We start from the raw sequence: 15,574 nt of genomic DNA, 5'->3' as shown, positions 1-15,574 counted from the left end.
TCCTTTAACGGAATTTTGGCGGAGAGCCTATTCACTTCTAATTTTTATTCAAATTAAGTTCCATTAAGACGCTGTTAAATCAACGTTTTTGGTTACCAGATTACTGTATGGTAAGATTGAGCTATTTTTTGAATATTGAACTTTGACTCTTCCTAATTTAATTATAGCATATAAAAAATGGCAAATATAGACTGTTTTTTCTCATTCGCTACTGCTAAAATCAATAGAACATGAATGATTAGGAGTGATAAAGAATGAATTCATTTGTTCTCGATTTTCAGGAAATGGAAAAAACACAGCTTTCATTAGTTGGTGGAAAAGGACTAAGATTAGGGGAATTAACAAAAATTCATGATATACAAGTACCAAAAGGATTCTGTGTTACGACAGCAGCTTTTCAAAAGACCCTCAACCAAAACAAAACCTTCCAATTATTGTTGGATCAACTCACACTGTTGAAAGTAGACGATCTGGATCAAATTGCCGAAATCAGTAGGAAGATTCGGAAAATCATTATAGAAGCAGAGATTCCTCCCGATGTTGCAGGTGCTGTTGTTCACTATCTCTCCCAGTTTGGCGATGAACATGCTTATGCTGTGCGTTCTAGTGCAACTGCTGAAGATTTACCACACACCTCATTTGCTGGTCAACAAGACACCTATTTAAATATCATCGGAAAAGAAGCCATTTTACGGCATATCAGCAAATGTTGGGCTTCCCTATTTACGGATCGTGCTGTAATCCACCGTATCCAAAACGGATTTGATCACAGTCAAGTTTACCTATCCGTTATCATTCAACGGATGATTTTCCCACAGGCTTCTGGAATTATATTTACTGCTGATCCGATTACTTCCAATCGAAAGCTGGTATCAATTGACGCCAGTTTTGGACTAGGTGAGGCTCTTGTCTCTGGCTTAGTATCTGCCGATTGTTACAAAGTAAAGGAAGATAAAATTACAAGTAAAATGATAGCAACCAAAAAATTAGCTATCTATGGACGAAAAGAAGGTGGAACAGAGACACGGCCAATAGATCCTATTCAGCAAAAGAGGCAAACACTTACTGAACAACAAATTTTACAACTAGCACGTATAGGAAAACAAATCGAAGCTTACTTTAGATGTCCTCAAGATATCGAATGGTGTTTGGTTAATGATACATTTTATATTGTCCAGAGTCGACCAATCACTATTCTTTTCCCCATCCCCGAAGCAAATGATACGGAAAATCACGTTTACGTATCTGTAGGTCATCAGCAAATGATGACTGAGCCCATGAAACCGCTTGGATTGTCTTTTTACCTATTAACAACTCCAGCTCCTATGCGTAAAGCTGGTGGAAGGTTGTTTGTTGATGTCACAAATCACCTGTCTTCACCTGACAGTAGAGAAATGATCTTAAATACCTTAGGGCAATCCGATCCGCTTATCAAAGACGCACTCATGACCATCATAGAGCGAGAAGATTTTATAAAATCGAAACAACATGCTGAAAAAGTACCGAGTCCCGGTAAAAACAATAAAGGTAGACCATCTATGGATTCTCAAACACTAATCGAAAACGATCCGGCAATCGTTCCTCATTTGATTGAGCGCACCCAATCATCGATAGAAGAGTTGAAACATACCATCAAAACGAAATCAGGAGCAGATTTATTTGATTTTATTTTGGAAGATATCCAGGAATTAAAGAAGATTTTATTTGACCCGCAAAGTTCAAGGGTAATTATGGCTGCTATGGAAGCTTCATCATGGATCAATGAAAAGATGAACAAGTGGCTAGGCGAAAAAAATGCAGCAGATGCACTTTCTCAATCTGTGCCACACAATATTACTTCTGAGATGGGTCTAGAACTGTTGGATGTCGCAGATGTAATTCGGCCTTATCCGGAAGTAATTGATTATTTACAACATGTAAAAGATGATAACTTTTTGGAGGAAATCGTTAAGTTTGATGGTGGACAGGAAACCCAAGACGCAATAGTAGCTTACCTTAACAAATACGGAATGCGATGTATCGGAGAAATCGATATTACTAAAACCCGTTGGAGAGAAAAACCAATTATCCTTATCCCAATGATTCTTAGTAACATCAAAAACTTTGAGCCTGATGCTAGCAAACAAAAATTTGAGCAAGGACGATGTACCGCTTTGAAAAAAGAACAAGAGTTATTAGATCGATTGAAGCAATTACCAGGTGGTGAACAAAAAGCTAAGAAAACGAAACAAAGAATTGATCTAATCAGGAATTTCAGTGGGTTTAGGGAATATCCTAAATACGGCATGATTAATCGCTATTTTATTTACAAGCAGGCTCTAATAAAAGAAGCCGAGCAGCTTGTACAAGCGGGCGTAATTCATGAGAAAGAAGATATATACAATCTCACTTTTGAAGAACTTCGCGAAGTCATATGCACAAACAAACTAGATTACCAGATCATCAATAAGCGAAAAGAAGCGTACAAATTATATGAAAAACTAACTCCCCCACGTGTTATCACGTCTGATGGTGAAATTATTACAGGTGAGTACAAACAAGAAAATCTCCCTACAGAAGCTATTGTAGGTCTACCTGTTTCTTCTGGAGTGATAGAGGGGCGAGCACGTGTCATCTTAAACATGGAAGATGCTGATCTAGAAGATGAAGATATTTTAGTTACAACCTTTACCGACCCTAGCTGGACACCATTGTTTGTGTCCATAAAAGGCCTAGTCACCGAAGTTGGAGGACTGATGACTCATGGAGCAGTTATCGCACGTGAATATGGCTTACCAACAGTTGTTGGGGTGGAAAATGCCACCAAACTGATAAAAGATGGGCAACGAATTCGCGTACATGGAACAGAAGGGTATATCGAAATATTATAATTGTGGAATACCATCCGATGAGATAAATGTTATAGGTAAATTCTTATCTTTAGCCTAATCAGTTTTATATTTTAAGGACTAAGGGGCGCCGTATATAGAATAAAAATCGGCGTCCTATCTTAGGTAAATGTGGTCAAGGAAATAAGCACATTGACTTTCATTGTAGTTAAGTTACAATAATTATACTAGATTTATCAATGCTACGGATTAGGAGTTCTTGCTTACAGGGAGGGCGACAAACTGTTTTTGTTGTTTTAAGCGGCTAAAAAAATACGCCTTCATTATTTTGAAGTGCTTTATACTTAAGCTTATTCAATGTAGCTCCTCCTTCTAAATTCGAAGTCAAGAATTATAATGCTTTTTATAAAACATTCGTGCGCAGTAAAACAAAAGGTATGTTGTGCACAGCTACCCTTATCATTCAAAGGGGACATTCAAATTGAATATAGTAGAGAAATTACAAACAGTCATCATTTTAATTGCTGTCGGTACTGGACTTTTATTAGGACAATTATCATTAGTGGAACAGCATGCAGAAATGTTTATTATCCCATTTTTATTATTAATGTTATACGGACTTTTTCTAACGATTCCATTAACAGGGTTGAAAAATGCATTCAAAAATATAACATTTTTGAGTACGAATATTTTCCTTAACTTTTTATGGACACCGTTATTAGCATGGGGATTAGGAGCTATTTTCTTATCGGAGTATCCTGCCATTTGGTTAGGGTTTATTTTATTATTAGTAACGCCATGTACAGATTGGTATTTAATATTCACTTCAATTGCAAAAGGAAATATACCTCTGTCAACCTCTGTACTACCAGTTAACTTACTGTTACAAATTTTATTATTACCGATCTATTTATTCATCTTTTCCGGAACGATGGAAACCTTTGAGTTATCAACGGTTCTAGAAAATGTCCTATTCGTTTTATTTGTTCCATTTATATTAGCAAGCCTAACACGCTATTTCTTAAAAAAGAAGAAAAAAGTATTGGAAAAGAAAGTAATTCCTTTTTTTGCTTCATCCCAAATTGTATTTTTGTGTTTAACGATTGTCGCAATGTTTGCTTCACAAGGTTCTTATTTATTAAATAACCTTGGGATTATTCTAATTATGTTCCTTCCGCTATTGTTATACTTTAGTATCAACTTTATTGTCGCTCAAACAGCAGGAAAATTACTGAATTTCCGTTATGAAGATACGATAAGTTTAAATATAACTATTATTGCAAGAAATTCACCAGTAGCATTAGCTTTAGTACTTATCGCTTTTCCAGACCAACCATTGATTGCTCTTGCACTGATTATTGGTCCATTAATAGAATTACCTGTGTTAGCAATCATCGCACAGCTTTTATTGAAAATTGGAAAGGTGAAAACAGAAAATATCTAGTCTTTTTAGTCCTTCAACTACGAAATATAAACGAACTATTATGGGACACATATCAAATAACCGTAGATCATACCTTTTTCCAACAGATTTACGGTTCATTCATTTTATTGGTTATATATTTTTGAACATCAAATCCCATCTCAGCAACGTACCTATGTCAAAATCCCCCCTTCTCTTTATAATCGATTAAAAAGAACGGTTACGTCATAACTTATGACAATAACGCCTATTCAACATCATGGAAGTTCTTAACTAATGTAAAATCTGTGCGGTTCGTTTTTATTTTCGCAAAATCTTCTCCATCGTTTTCCCCTTCGCTAACTCATCGATTAGCTTATCCAAATAGCGAATTTCCCGCATCGTTGGCTCTTCGATATCTTCCACTCGAACGCCGCAGATAACACCTTTAATTAAATCCCGAGAAGGATTCATTTGAGGAGCCTCCGCAAAAAAAGTTTCAAAGTCTGTCTGTTTTTCAAATTGTGCTTCTAACTCCTCTTGGCTATAACCTGTCAACCAACGGATAATTTCATCGACTTCTGATTTTGTACGCCCTTTTCTCTCCGCTTTCGTAACATAATGTGGATAAACGCTTGCGACACTCATTGTATAAATCCGGTGTTTAGTCATCATACATCCTTCCTTTATTTTTCGTTAAAAGTTAGTTTTTCATAAGCTGGGGGTTTGTAAACGAAAAAAACTTCTTATTTTAAGTGATGTTCAAAAAGTCCAACAAAGATGACACATCGAATTTCCACGTTGGCTTGCTTTTTCGGTACTCGCGTATGTAAAAGCATACGCTTCGTTCCTCAAAGCTACGCCGCCTTGAACTTCTCAGGTCTTCTTTTATCGACCTTTTTGAACACGCACTTTAAGATATTTTAATAACATACGAAGTAATCGCCTTAATTTTGGCATTTTTAACAGTGCCTCTGAAATTATATACATCACAAAAAGCAACACTTTGCTGGTCATTTAATAATAACGTGCCATTCACAGAACCAGTATTTCCATGTGTTATAATGTTATGGATATGCAATTCCAGAGCTCTACGTCCTTGCATTTGAATCAGTACCTTTTCAAAATTAGCTTTTCCCTGAATCTGTTTATCGCCGATGAGATCCCAAACTACATCATCCGTCATCCAATCCATACAGAAGCTTATTTTATTTTCGGCAAAAGCGATACTAAGCTCTTTAAGTAGCATTTTTTTGGGGGAGTTTCCACAATTCTCGGTGCATTCTACCTTTAGATTATTGGATTGAGTACTCATCTCGTCTCTTTCTCCTTTTTAAGGATACCATTCTCTTTTGTTAACTAGTTTTTTCTACTATACCATAACTTACGATTGCAAATCACGTCGGCGCTACATTCATTAGAAATAAAGAGATAGTGTGGAATAATTTTATTAGTTTAATATTTCTTCAACTATTTCTAGAATAAAGAAGAAATACAGGACATTACATAAGCCAGTAAGACATATTTATTGAGTGCATATTGTAGAATATAAAATTGAAGGAACCTTCTCCATGGAAAACCATACATACTTTTTATATTTTGGAATCATATGGACAATTCTATTTGCTGGCACAAGTTTCTACTGGGCAATTGGTGGATGATTTGGTGTTAAGTCCTTAGGGAGTGCCATCTATGAACTAGCTTTGAATTCACAGCCATCATTCATAATCATTTTTTAATACACCCGATTTCTAACATATACATCTTAGGAGATAACCATTATTCATTGTTTGCATGCCATAAGTATTATGTTTAAAAGTGGTATCCTCATACACGCTCTACCCACAGTTCAGACCACTAGTAGTATACAGATAACTACATATAAATTTTGACTTTTTCTCTTATCCTGTAGGCAGAATCTTATCTTGATCCGATTTATCTTTCATATCATTCGTTTTTATGGGTAAAACTAAGCCAACCAACCCGATCCCTGCGAAGAGAAGGAAACCCGCCGCGTAGGAAACTATTTCAATGATTCCACCTGCTATAAATGAACCAAGAGATTGGCCAATCCCAAGAAATAGAAAGGAAAGGCTGACTGCAACAGAAGGATTATGGATAAAAAGCCGGGTCCCCCATACGATAAAAATGCCTGTCATGAATATATAAGCGATACCAAACAATATCCCCGAGATATAGATCATGGGAACAGAGTGAACTGTAATCAGAGCGATAGAAAAGGCCATTATTACAAGGGTAAATCGGTAAGCCACGGTTAACCCAAACTTTTTAATGCTTCCACCTGCAATCCCACCTAGAATCCCCGAAATCCCCATCATGATCCAAAAAGCAACACTTTCTAAATAGCTCATGTCATATTCAGCCGTCAAATAACTTCTAGAAAACGTCCAATAGATCGAAGAACTTGTGCCTACCAAGAAAGATGCGATTAATAAATAACCACTCTTCTTCCACTGGTTAAACAATTTGTACCCAAAAACGGGTTTTTCATTTTTTCGCGATTCACCTTTCGGAACCGACTTCCAATTCCACAACATAACTCCTATTCCAATCAAAGCAAACAAGCTATAGGATAATCGCCAATGTTCGGTGAATAAAAGGACAATAGGTCCTGATAGAATAAGCCCAAAGCTAGTGCCCGTGTTGATCCATGTATTTCCACGATCACGATCGGATGGCTGCAAGTTACTGACAGCCACTTGGCTTAGTGCCGGTGATGCCCATCCACTACTCAAACCTGCGACTAATACGCCAAATGTCAGTACATAGAGATTCGGTGCAATGGCGATCCCTATCATTCCTACTACAGCACAGAACCCGGCCATTTGTACTACGGTATGTGCCCCAGTTCTATAAATGAATACAGAAGAGGTTAATAAAGCCAGACAATAAGCCAAGTAGGCCAAGGAACTGATAGCTCCTGATGCTGCTTCCGTTAATTCGAGACTTTCAGCTATATCCGGTAAAAACATGCCAAAACTAAAACGGGCGAACGCATAAGATACGCCAATCATTGCGATCCCAGGAAAAACGATTCGATTCATTTAACATCCTCCTTAGATAGAACGTTCATTATATTTTATACAAAAAAATAGATGTAAGATCGATAAAGTCCTTCACTTACATCCGTAACATTTAAAATAAACGCTGCGTCAGATAAATAAGCTCTTTTCCTATCTTATCTACGTCTTCTGTTTCAGCCATTGCCGTTGCCCCTTCAAATAAAAGCGTCAGTTGCATCGCTTGTGTCTCTGTCAAACCCTTTTTTTGAAAAAAACGTAACAAGCCACTCTTATGTTGATTGACAACTTGGACGATTGGGTGGGAAGAATCGGAGCCATACTCTTCCTTTGCCCGCAAAAACAGGCAACCTCTCGTTTCATTCTGCACAAGCCATCGGACATGAGCCTCAGCCAAATGCAAACATATAGACGAAAGGTCTGAACTTTCCTGAAGCTGAACCTGCAGCTGAGCAAAATACCTTTTTTCGCGGCGTTTTAACACTTCCACGATCAATTTATCTTTAGAACTAAAATGATTATACAGCGTCATTACAGCTACATTCGCTTCTTTGATAACACGTTTTAAACCAGTAGAATGAAAGCCATGCTCGTAAAATAATTTTTCGGCGGATTGGACTAAGTCTTCTTTTTTTGTACTCATCGAGACACCCCCCCTAAGATAGAACGTTCATTATAGTATATTCCTATATTAACATTAATGCAAATTTACTGTGAAGAGATTTTACCTTTAATTGCATCTCATAATAAAATTAATTGTATAAGTAATTCCACCAAAATAGCCCGATAAACGAATATCGTTATTCGAATAAAGCACCCAATAATTGAATAATCACGGCTAAAAGTTAACTATCATCATTTAAACGGCAATTTAAATATTCGTTTAAATTGGGATGCCCGGACGAATTGTTTAATATCTTACTAACCCATGAATCTAGTTCAAAACTAAGCACTTTCAAGTCCCAACACCAAGCAATAAGTCCCGTAGGAGTTACATATGTAAATTCTTTAGGATTTTCATGTGTGGCTACATATCCATGATGTTTTAGCTCATTTTCATTTGTCTACTAGTCAACAAAAATAAAACTTGCCCCCTCTCCTTCATGTACACCAATAAAACCTACACCATAACGTTCATTATTAATTGCTGGTAATGGTAATAAATGAATTGCAAGCTCCTTAGATCTTGAAACTAATTCTTCTCTTGTATAATCATTAGATACTGAAATTCCGTACACTTTTAAATTCCAACCTTCATAACTTCATAATTCTATAAAACGAATTGGTCTTTTTTTATCATTACAACTTAATTTAATCAAGCTAACCAGCACCTTTCCAAGGTAAATGCTTTTAATCTATCCTGGCTTCTGTCACCTTGTAACCACAGCCAGTAATAACCATCCGCTACTCTTCACATACATCACTCACTTATTTGCACACATCATCTATGTTCTGTTATTTAATGAACATTCAACCTTTTTAATAAGATCCTCAATCGATTGCTACTCTAATTACATCATCAATTATTTCAAAGATTTTATCGGTAGGTGCAAACTGTGAATGATGAAAACTATCTAGGAAACGGAAGGAATGATACTGATAGAAGTGAGTGTGTTCACTAGACAAATCAACGGCTATTAGGATAACAAATGGTAAGATCTACATTGAACATCTTATGATCATGCAATATACAAAACTCTTTATACGTTCTTCCAAAACTAAATTCTAGATTACTTTTCTCTAAACATCCGAACAACTTAATGTTTATATAGAGCCATGGATAGAATTCTAAAATAAAATGGTTCCAATCATTTAAAAAACTGCTGATCGGAACCATTTTGTTATTGGTGTAGTATCACCAAGTGATTTATTTTCCACCGTTTATCTTTCATTCAATATTTAACCAAGGGACCAAATTATTCATCCGATGCGGATACTGTTACTCCCTCTTCTGCAAATACTTTCTTGGCTGCAGTTAAAGCATTTAAAACACTTGGAAATCCTGTATATGGGATAAGGTGCATAATACAACCCACAATCTCCTCTGGCGTTAAACCAACGGAAAGTCCTGTCTTGATATGCATCTCGATCTGCGGCTTTCCTTGAGCAACAAGAGCTGTAATGGTTGTGAGTACTTTTTGTTTGTTATCCAATCCTGGACGTGAATAGATATCGCCAAAAGCAAATTCAACAACATATTTGCTTAAATCAGGAGCAATTTCCTCAAAACGCTCACCAATATCCATAAAGCCAGTTGGATTTTCGTCGCTTGATGATGTGAGCTCCTTTATTTTTTCTATCCCTTTTTGATAACGATCTTTTGCCATGTTAAGGTCCCCCTTGTTCGTATTTTTACTTTTACGTATCATTTTAGGCAATTCTAAGGATTCGGGTTCATAAAAAGATACCCAATCCTTTTGACAGTGCTAGTATATAGTTTTTATAAAAATAAGTAAAATAAATGCTATGTTTCTATTTTTAGTGATACTTTATTCACTATACGTGAGGAGGTCGGTTTATTAGCTATGAGCGATACGTTTAATCTTTTTCAAATTGCACTGGAGTACGCAGTGTAAAGACTAATAGATCATTTTTATCTGTAATTATTATGCTTCGACTGTTGAGGAAGTATAGGAATAAATAACTTTAGATGCTTAAAACTTCTAATAAAATTAATCCATGTTCATACCCAGTTTGTAAACCTACGCATATTTGGTGAAAAGATTCTCCTTAACCTATTATTGAAGTAGTGCGTAAAAGAAATCGCAAATCGACAGGACAAGAAATGGTGTTATAATTATAGTGATACCATTTGGTGTTAATTAAAACGTGGAGGTATTATTTATGCAAACATGGGAAACACTTCCGGAAATTTGTAAAGTAGTAGTACTCAATGTTCCGATAGAAAAAGTATGGGATGCTATTGCAACTTCAGAGGGTATTGCAGCATGGTGGATGTCAAATACATTTGAACCTGTTTTGGGAAAAGACTTTATTCTTCATGCAGGTCCATACGGTGACTCTCCTTGTAAAATAACTGAACTCGATCCTCCTAATCGTGTCTGCTTTGACTGGGATAAGGAATGGCATCTTACTTTTGAATTGAAAAAATTAGAAGGTGGAAAAACAGAGTTTACCCTTATTCATTCTGGCTGGACAGTAGAAAAATCTAAAGTTCGTGAAACGATGGACGGCGGTTGGGGGAAAATTTTAAAAGAGAACCTACCCGCATATATCGAATCATAAATGGGGAGTATCCTTTTCAAAACGCGATGTATTTCAAGCTATGGCCGACCCTACTCGTCGCAAAATGTTAAAATTACTTGCTACTAAAGAAATGTCGATTGCCTCAATTTTGGAATGTTTCCCAGTGAGCCGTACTACCATGAATAAACATCTGCATGTACTTTTTGATGCTCGCCCTCGTTACTAGGCAGTGATCTGGAAGCTCATGAATTTGCAGCTTTGATATAACGTGTAATTGCATAGGGAATGGTATATTTTTGAGTTGGCCAGTTCCTCTACCCAATCAATCATCCTTTGCACAACATACTTCAATATGTATCGTCTCTTACTTGTATTTTAACGATTGAAAATATAATATTTCGACATTAGTTGCTTCCTAAAATACACAATTAAAGTATGCTAAAATGAGATAGCATACAAAAGGAGGAAGAACAATGACCTTATTTTCACAAACAATTACAGACTTTTGGGGTGAATCATTTAATCATGAAACCTTTTATAGCGATGATCATTTTCACTGTATAATCAACCCTAATTTAGAGGATAATCGCCGAGTAATGGTATTAACGACAGCTGACGACAAAGTTTATGCCGTAATAACACCTGCAATCGCAGCAAAGCTACAGCTTTCAAAGGAACAGCCTTTATCTGAGGTAATTTTCCGTAATAAACTGCATGAAGCAGGTATTCTATTACATGGTGCTGACCATATTTTTTATTATACTAAACAAGAGAAGAGTAAAATATGCTCAGAAACTGTTGCAGAGCATATACGTCAATTAACTGTGCAAGATACAGTAGTATTTTCAAAATTTGAAGACTCAGCATCGGAGCAAGATTTAGATGATGCTTATGTTGAATTAGATCATTGGGCAGTGTTCGGCTCCTTTGCAGAAGGACACTTAGTATGTGCTTCTAGTATGTATCCATGGGGGAGCTCAAAACTTGCTGATCTTGGTGTTTTAACATTACCACCATTTCGTGGACAAGGACACGCTCGTAAAGTGGTACGTGCAATTAGTCAGTATGCTTACGGTAAAGGCTATGAGCCACAATACCGTTGCCAGCTAGACAATACTGCATCCGTTTCTCTAGCAAAAGCCAGTGGATTAACATTGTATGCTCAATGGGAAGTTATTTCACCAGACTCACCAAGTTTATCTTGATTCAGCAAATGTTTTTTACGTAAAAGTGTAGCGTCAGGTACAAAAGCCCCCACTTTTCTATAAAGGAGATGAATGCTTATATCGCCTTTTTCAGCGAGTGTCCAAACTTCTGTTAATATAGGGGAACTTAGCCTAAAACCACACACTCGCGTAACGACTGAGTGATCAACATCGTGTTGGACTTAAAGCCTCCGATGGATGTCACGGATTTTTAGGGGGGGGTGGCAATCTATGTATGAACATTTGTGTCACCCTATCCTACACCAATTTGACTACCGCCCAGAAGATAGAGTATTTCTGTGAAGTAAGAAGAAGCAGAAATTGTCCGATTCCATCACCCTTGAAATTCCTTGAGGCTGTCCTTTAATGCGCTCTACCCTATTTATCATTTGATCATTGTAATTCAATGCTATTCCCTCTTGCATGAACCTGGCTTGATTATATACCTCCTCCGATAGTCGGTGAACTTTTCTGCGTTGGGAGCTAGAAAGTGAGTATGCAAGGAGGTGTTGAAATTAAATGGTACTACTTGAGCTAAATCGTCAAGTATTTTTCAAAAATCAGCCTTCCTATGTTTAGGCTTTCTCGAACTCAAAATTAATAATCCAATGCCGAAAATAAGAAATAAAATCCCGATCCAAGAAGTGATACTTAAATACTCTCCAACTAAAAATACGCCTAATAGAGTAGCAGTTAACGGCTCTCCAAGCGAGAGGGTAACTGCGGTTGATGAAGGTAGGTAGACAAGTCCTCTAGAAAATAAAATATAGGCTATTCCAGTTGCAACAATACCTAAATGAAGGCTTACCACAATTCCGCGCATCTCCATTACCCATGAAAAATCATACATCAATAAAAAAGGGGATAAAAAAATAGCACTAAGTGTAAAAACAACAGCAACAACAGATAATGTGTCATGTTTACTGACCAAATTCCTGTTTACTAACGTATAACACGCAAATGATAAACCGGCTCCAAGTGCAAGCACAATGCCAAATGGATGAACAGTGACCGATTCAGTATTGATAAAAAGCATGAAACAACCAACAATAGAAAGTAAGGTGGAATACCACCATACTTTAGCCGGACTCTTTTTCTGTATGATCCATTCCAGAAATCCAGATAAAATCGGAGCACTGCCAATTGCGACCACGGTCCCAATCGCTACCCCTGTAATGTGTACAGCGGAAAAAAATAATGGTTGGTAAAAAGCCATACATAAGGCAGCAAAAACGATTTCCTTCATCGGCCAATTTTTAACATTAAATTTCCCAACAAGTAAAACGATGAATAATAAAGAAAGTCCTCCAACCGCTAAGCGAATAGTGCCAATAGAAATTGGATGTGCACTTTCAGGTGCAAAAACCTGTGCTGTACCTGTTGTACCCCAAAACATAGCAGCAATTAAAACCCATAAGTAAGAAAATTTCCCTTTCAAGCTATTCCCCCCGATGAACAAAAGCGTTAGCGTCCTTTCAGGCTAAAAGAGCATCACGACCCGCCAGACTTTACGTACATTTAAGGTGAAAGGTGCTATCTTCGCCGTGTAAAATGTTCTCCAATTTCTCCTTGAAAGAGAATCAACTTTTTTAAAAAGATAGTTAGAACTTCACAATCCAATGGTGCGAATCTTGACAAGGTTAGCACAACATTAGGATCTTGAGATCACTATACTCTCTTCACCTTTAAAAAGAACGTATAAGTCTATTTTAGGAGATTTTACATCGTTTTTCTTTACTAGATTTAAGCTTCTTTTTATCTCATTTTAAGTTTCTATATTTTTGCGGAGGACTGCCAACGTATTTGACAAACCAGCGTGTAAAGGAGGAAGAATTTTTAAAGCCTAGCTCCTCACTAATACTTGTGATCGACCAAGTCGTAGAATGTAATAATCGTTTTGCCTCCTCAAGGCGTAGTTCAGAAATATAAGTTTTTGGGCTTTTCCCTGTTTTTTGTTTAAACCATGATGAAAAATATACAGGATGATAATGTTCCAATTTGGCTAATTTTTCGAGTTTAATAGGTTCTTTATAATGTTTTTGAATATAGTCAATCGAAGGAGAGGTTGCTGAAGGCAGCTTTTGAGCGATATAACTAGTAAGATCTCTTAAAGCGTTTGATGCCTTATTCCTGTTGATCGTCTCCTCCAGCAATAAATATCGGATCGAGGACCATTGCCTTTCTAACTGGATATACATGCTTTGGGTTTCACTGGGCAAATAATATTTTGGTATATCTAGGATTAGAAATTCATTCCGATCATTTGAGCGATACGCATGATTAAGTTCAGGGGGTAAGTAAAAACAGTAATCAGATGTAAGATTGATGTTTTGTTCCATTGTCTGTATATGCATAGAGCCATACAATGGAAAGAGAAGTTGACCAAAATCATGGTCATGGGAATTCAATTCTCTTGAGTAGGTTCTTTTTTCGCAAATTATCTTTCTGTTGTCTGTCAATTTTTCACCTTCTAACTTGACTCATTTATTCTTTTGAAGCTTTTTCCTCTCGTTGTTTTACCCCAGCTCATTCATTATCTACTATACCATAAACGACCACATCCCTAACATAGCCATTTTTCGCAGTGCCCCCTCTTTACGCAACACACCTTCTTTTTTTTCAAATCTTGGAAGCTGTGATGAATAATCATTGTTAATTGGATGAAAGTTGAAAATTTCTTACAAGGAAAAAGTGGAACAAAATTAAGCAGTTAATCTCGGTTGGGGGAAATAAGAAAGCACTTGTAGGATAAGAAATGTGGGGTGTTCACGTTTCATCTACAAGCGCTCGTTAAAACTCTATATGTTAAACGCAGAAAAAGGGAGAGTTTGATATACCTAATCTTCATCAGGTGAGAAAACACGTTGGCCAAGTTCTTTTTCATAAAGAAACAGGGCGTTCTTATCTTCACTGATACGCTTCAAATATTCGATATGCGTATCGAACATCGCTTCTTCCTCCACTTGTTCATCTAAAAACCACTTGAGGAAAGAAATTGTCGCGTGTTCTTTCTCCTCCCAAGCAAGGTCCATTAAATCATAGAAGTTTTTCGTCACGCTTTTCTCTTGCTCTAACGCAGTTTCAAACGTGTCCAAAATGGAATCGAAATCGTTCTTCGGCTGAGCTAAGGTTGATATTTCGACCTTCACACCAATGTCATTTAAATATGTATAAATTTTCATTGCATGAAAACGTTCTTCTTCCGCCTGCTGCAAGTAAAAGTGGGCAAATCCGCCATAATTCTCATGCTCACAATAGGCTGCCATCGCCAAATAAGCTTGTGCCGCCGCGAATTCATTGTTTAACTGTGCATTTAGCTTCCCTGCTAATTGTTCACTTACCATGTATACAACTCCTTTACTCCTTATTTGCAAGACTACATTGTATTAAGTACAACATTTTTTCCTAATCCCTCCCCAGTAGACTGGGTAGGAGAACATCATATATGAAAAATTGTGACTTAGGATCAGTTTACGTGTGATTGAGATAGAGTGAAGTAATGAAAAAACGACTATTTCGTCCTCATATCCCCATAGATACCTACTATCACCTAAGTCTAGTTCAAGTAGTGATGAGCTAACCCTATTTTATAAAACAATAGTAGCTAGATCATTATTTTATTAGTTGATTACTTTTTCTAGCTTACTCGCATGAACTTTTAGTCTCAATTTGGAAAGTCAGTTGTACTTAAAAAGAATCTTACATTAACTGATAATCGTTGTCAATTAAAGAATATAGTTATCTCTGAAAAAGACTGAACTGAACTCATCGGGTCAACTCCAATTTTAATCACCTATTTTTTGGGAAGTCGAAAAACAGTGCGCAAGGGGGTAAAAAGAGCCCTCCTACATTGCCTTAGTTAATCGGGGTTTTCATAAAAACGGTTGTTTT

At 36.7% G+C, this 15,574-nt stretch carries 15 protein-coding genes; 5 read left to right on the top strand and 10 right to left on the bottom strand.

The features are described from left to right. Nucleotides 1–254 precede the first annotated feature (254 nt). Nucleotides 255–2,870, top strand: coding sequence for a phosphoenolpyruvate synthase (gene ppsA, locus DFR56_RS02420; RefSeq protein WP_110393812.1), 2,616 nt, complete (start codon nucleotides 255–257; stop codon nucleotides 2,868–2,870). A gap of 439 nt (nucleotides 2,871–3,309) precedes the next feature. Beyond that, a complete protein-coding gene (locus tag DFR56_RS02415; protein WP_110393811.1) occupies nucleotides 3,310–4,272 on the top strand; it encodes an arsenic resistance protein in 963 nt (320 codons plus the stop codon). A gap of 279 nt (nucleotides 4,273–4,551) precedes the next feature. On the opposite strand, the gene DFR56_RS02410 is transcribed toward DFR56_RS02415, so the two are convergent. From DFR56_RS02410 to DFR56_RS02385, 6 genes are all read right to left on the bottom strand, one after another. Then, nucleotides 4,552–4,902, bottom strand: coding sequence for a DUF2200 domain-containing protein (locus DFR56_RS02410; protein WP_110393810.1), 351 nt, complete (start codon nucleotides 4,900–4,902; stop codon nucleotides 4,552–4,554). 241 nt (nucleotides 4,903–5,143) lie between these two features. Beyond that, the gene (locus tag DFR56_RS02405; RefSeq protein ID WP_110393809.1) at nucleotides 5,144–5,545 is read right to left on the bottom strand and encodes a nuclear transport factor 2 family protein; all 402 of its coding nucleotides are present in this window, start codon (nucleotides 5,543–5,545) and stop codon (nucleotides 5,144–5,146) included. A 586-nt stretch (nucleotides 5,546–6,131) separates the two neighbouring features. Next, the gene (locus DFR56_RS02400) at nucleotides 6,132–7,295 is read right to left on the bottom strand and encodes an MFS transporter (RefSeq protein WP_110393808.1); all 1,164 of its coding nucleotides are present in this window, start codon (nucleotides 7,293–7,295) and stop codon (nucleotides 6,132–6,134) included. 91 nt (nucleotides 7,296–7,386) lie between these two features. Next, nucleotides 7,387–7,914 carry a TetR/AcrR family transcriptional regulator gene (locus DFR56_RS02395; RefSeq protein WP_110393807.1) on the bottom strand — a complete coding sequence of 176 codons (528 nt, stop codon included), beginning with the start codon at nucleotides 7,912–7,914 and terminating at the stop codon, nucleotides 7,387–7,389. Between the two features lie 424 nt (nucleotides 7,915–8,338). Next, on the bottom strand, nucleotides 8,339–8,509 hold the full coding sequence (locus DFR56_RS22765; protein ID WP_158525466.1) for a hypothetical protein: 171 nt from the start codon (nucleotides 8,507–8,509) through the stop codon (nucleotides 8,339–8,341). A 678-nt stretch (nucleotides 8,510–9,187) separates the two neighbouring features. After that, nucleotides 9,188–9,598 carry a carboxymuconolactone decarboxylase family protein gene (locus tag DFR56_RS02385; RefSeq protein ID WP_110393806.1) on the bottom strand — a complete coding sequence of 137 codons (411 nt, stop codon included), beginning with the start codon at nucleotides 9,596–9,598 and terminating at the stop codon, nucleotides 9,188–9,190. A gap of 517 nt (nucleotides 9,599–10,115) precedes the next feature. Here DFR56_RS02385 and DFR56_RS02380 point away from each other — a divergent pair. The 3 genes from DFR56_RS02380 to DFR56_RS02370 all read left to right on the top strand — a co-directional run bounded on the left by DFR56_RS02380 (nucleotide 10,116) and on the right by DFR56_RS02370 (nucleotide 11,683). Beyond that, nucleotides 10,116–10,517, top strand: coding sequence for an SRPBCC family protein (locus DFR56_RS02380; RefSeq protein ID WP_110393805.1), 402 nt, complete (start codon nucleotides 10,116–10,118; stop codon nucleotides 10,515–10,517). Nucleotides 10,518–10,557: 40 nt separating this feature from the next. After that, entirely contained in the window at nucleotides 10,558–10,704 is a 147-nt protein-coding gene (locus DFR56_RS02375) for a helix-turn-helix domain-containing protein (protein ID WP_110393804.1), read from the top strand. Nucleotides 10,705–10,951: 247 nt separating this feature from the next. Further along, on the top strand, nucleotides 10,952–11,683 hold the full coding sequence (locus tag DFR56_RS02370; RefSeq protein ID WP_110393803.1) for a GNAT family N-acetyltransferase: 732 nt from the start codon (nucleotides 10,952–10,954) through the stop codon (nucleotides 11,681–11,683). A 272-nt stretch (nucleotides 11,684–11,955) separates the two neighbouring features. Here the strand turns inward: DFR56_RS02370 and DFR56_RS23915 are convergent, their stop codons facing one another. The 4 genes from DFR56_RS23915 to DFR56_RS02350 all read right to left on the bottom strand — a co-directional run bounded on the left by DFR56_RS23915 (nucleotide 11,956) and on the right by DFR56_RS02350 (nucleotide 15,027). Further along, on the bottom strand, nucleotides 11,956–12,072 hold the full coding sequence (locus tag DFR56_RS23915) for a metal-sensing transcriptional repressor (protein ID WP_372442848.1): 117 nt from the start codon (nucleotides 12,070–12,072) through the stop codon (nucleotides 11,956–11,958). Between the two features lie 164 nt (nucleotides 12,073–12,236). Continuing rightward, nucleotides 12,237–13,121 carry an EamA family transporter gene (locus DFR56_RS02360; RefSeq protein ID WP_110393801.1) on the bottom strand — a complete coding sequence of 295 codons (885 nt, stop codon included), beginning with the start codon at nucleotides 13,119–13,121 and terminating at the stop codon, nucleotides 12,237–12,239. A 322-nt stretch (nucleotides 13,122–13,443) separates the two neighbouring features. Next, on the bottom strand, nucleotides 13,444–14,142 hold the full coding sequence (locus tag DFR56_RS02355; RefSeq protein ID WP_110393800.1) for a helix-turn-helix domain-containing protein: 699 nt from the start codon (nucleotides 14,140–14,142) through the stop codon (nucleotides 13,444–13,446). A 378-nt stretch (nucleotides 14,143–14,520) separates the two neighbouring features. Beyond that, nucleotides 14,521–15,027, bottom strand: coding sequence for a ferritin (locus DFR56_RS02350; protein ID WP_110393799.1), 507 nt, complete (start codon nucleotides 15,025–15,027; stop codon nucleotides 14,521–14,523). Nucleotides 15,028–15,574: the final 547 nt, after the last annotated feature.

Source organism: Pseudogracilibacillus auburnensis (assembly GCF_003201975.1).
In the GTDB taxonomy this organism is placed as follows: domain Bacteria; phylum Bacillota; class Bacilli; order Bacillales; family Amphibacillaceae; genus Pseudogracilibacillus; species Pseudogracilibacillus auburnensis.
Note: the sequence above shows the minus strand (reverse complement) of the source record. Positions and strands in the feature narration are given on the sequence as shown.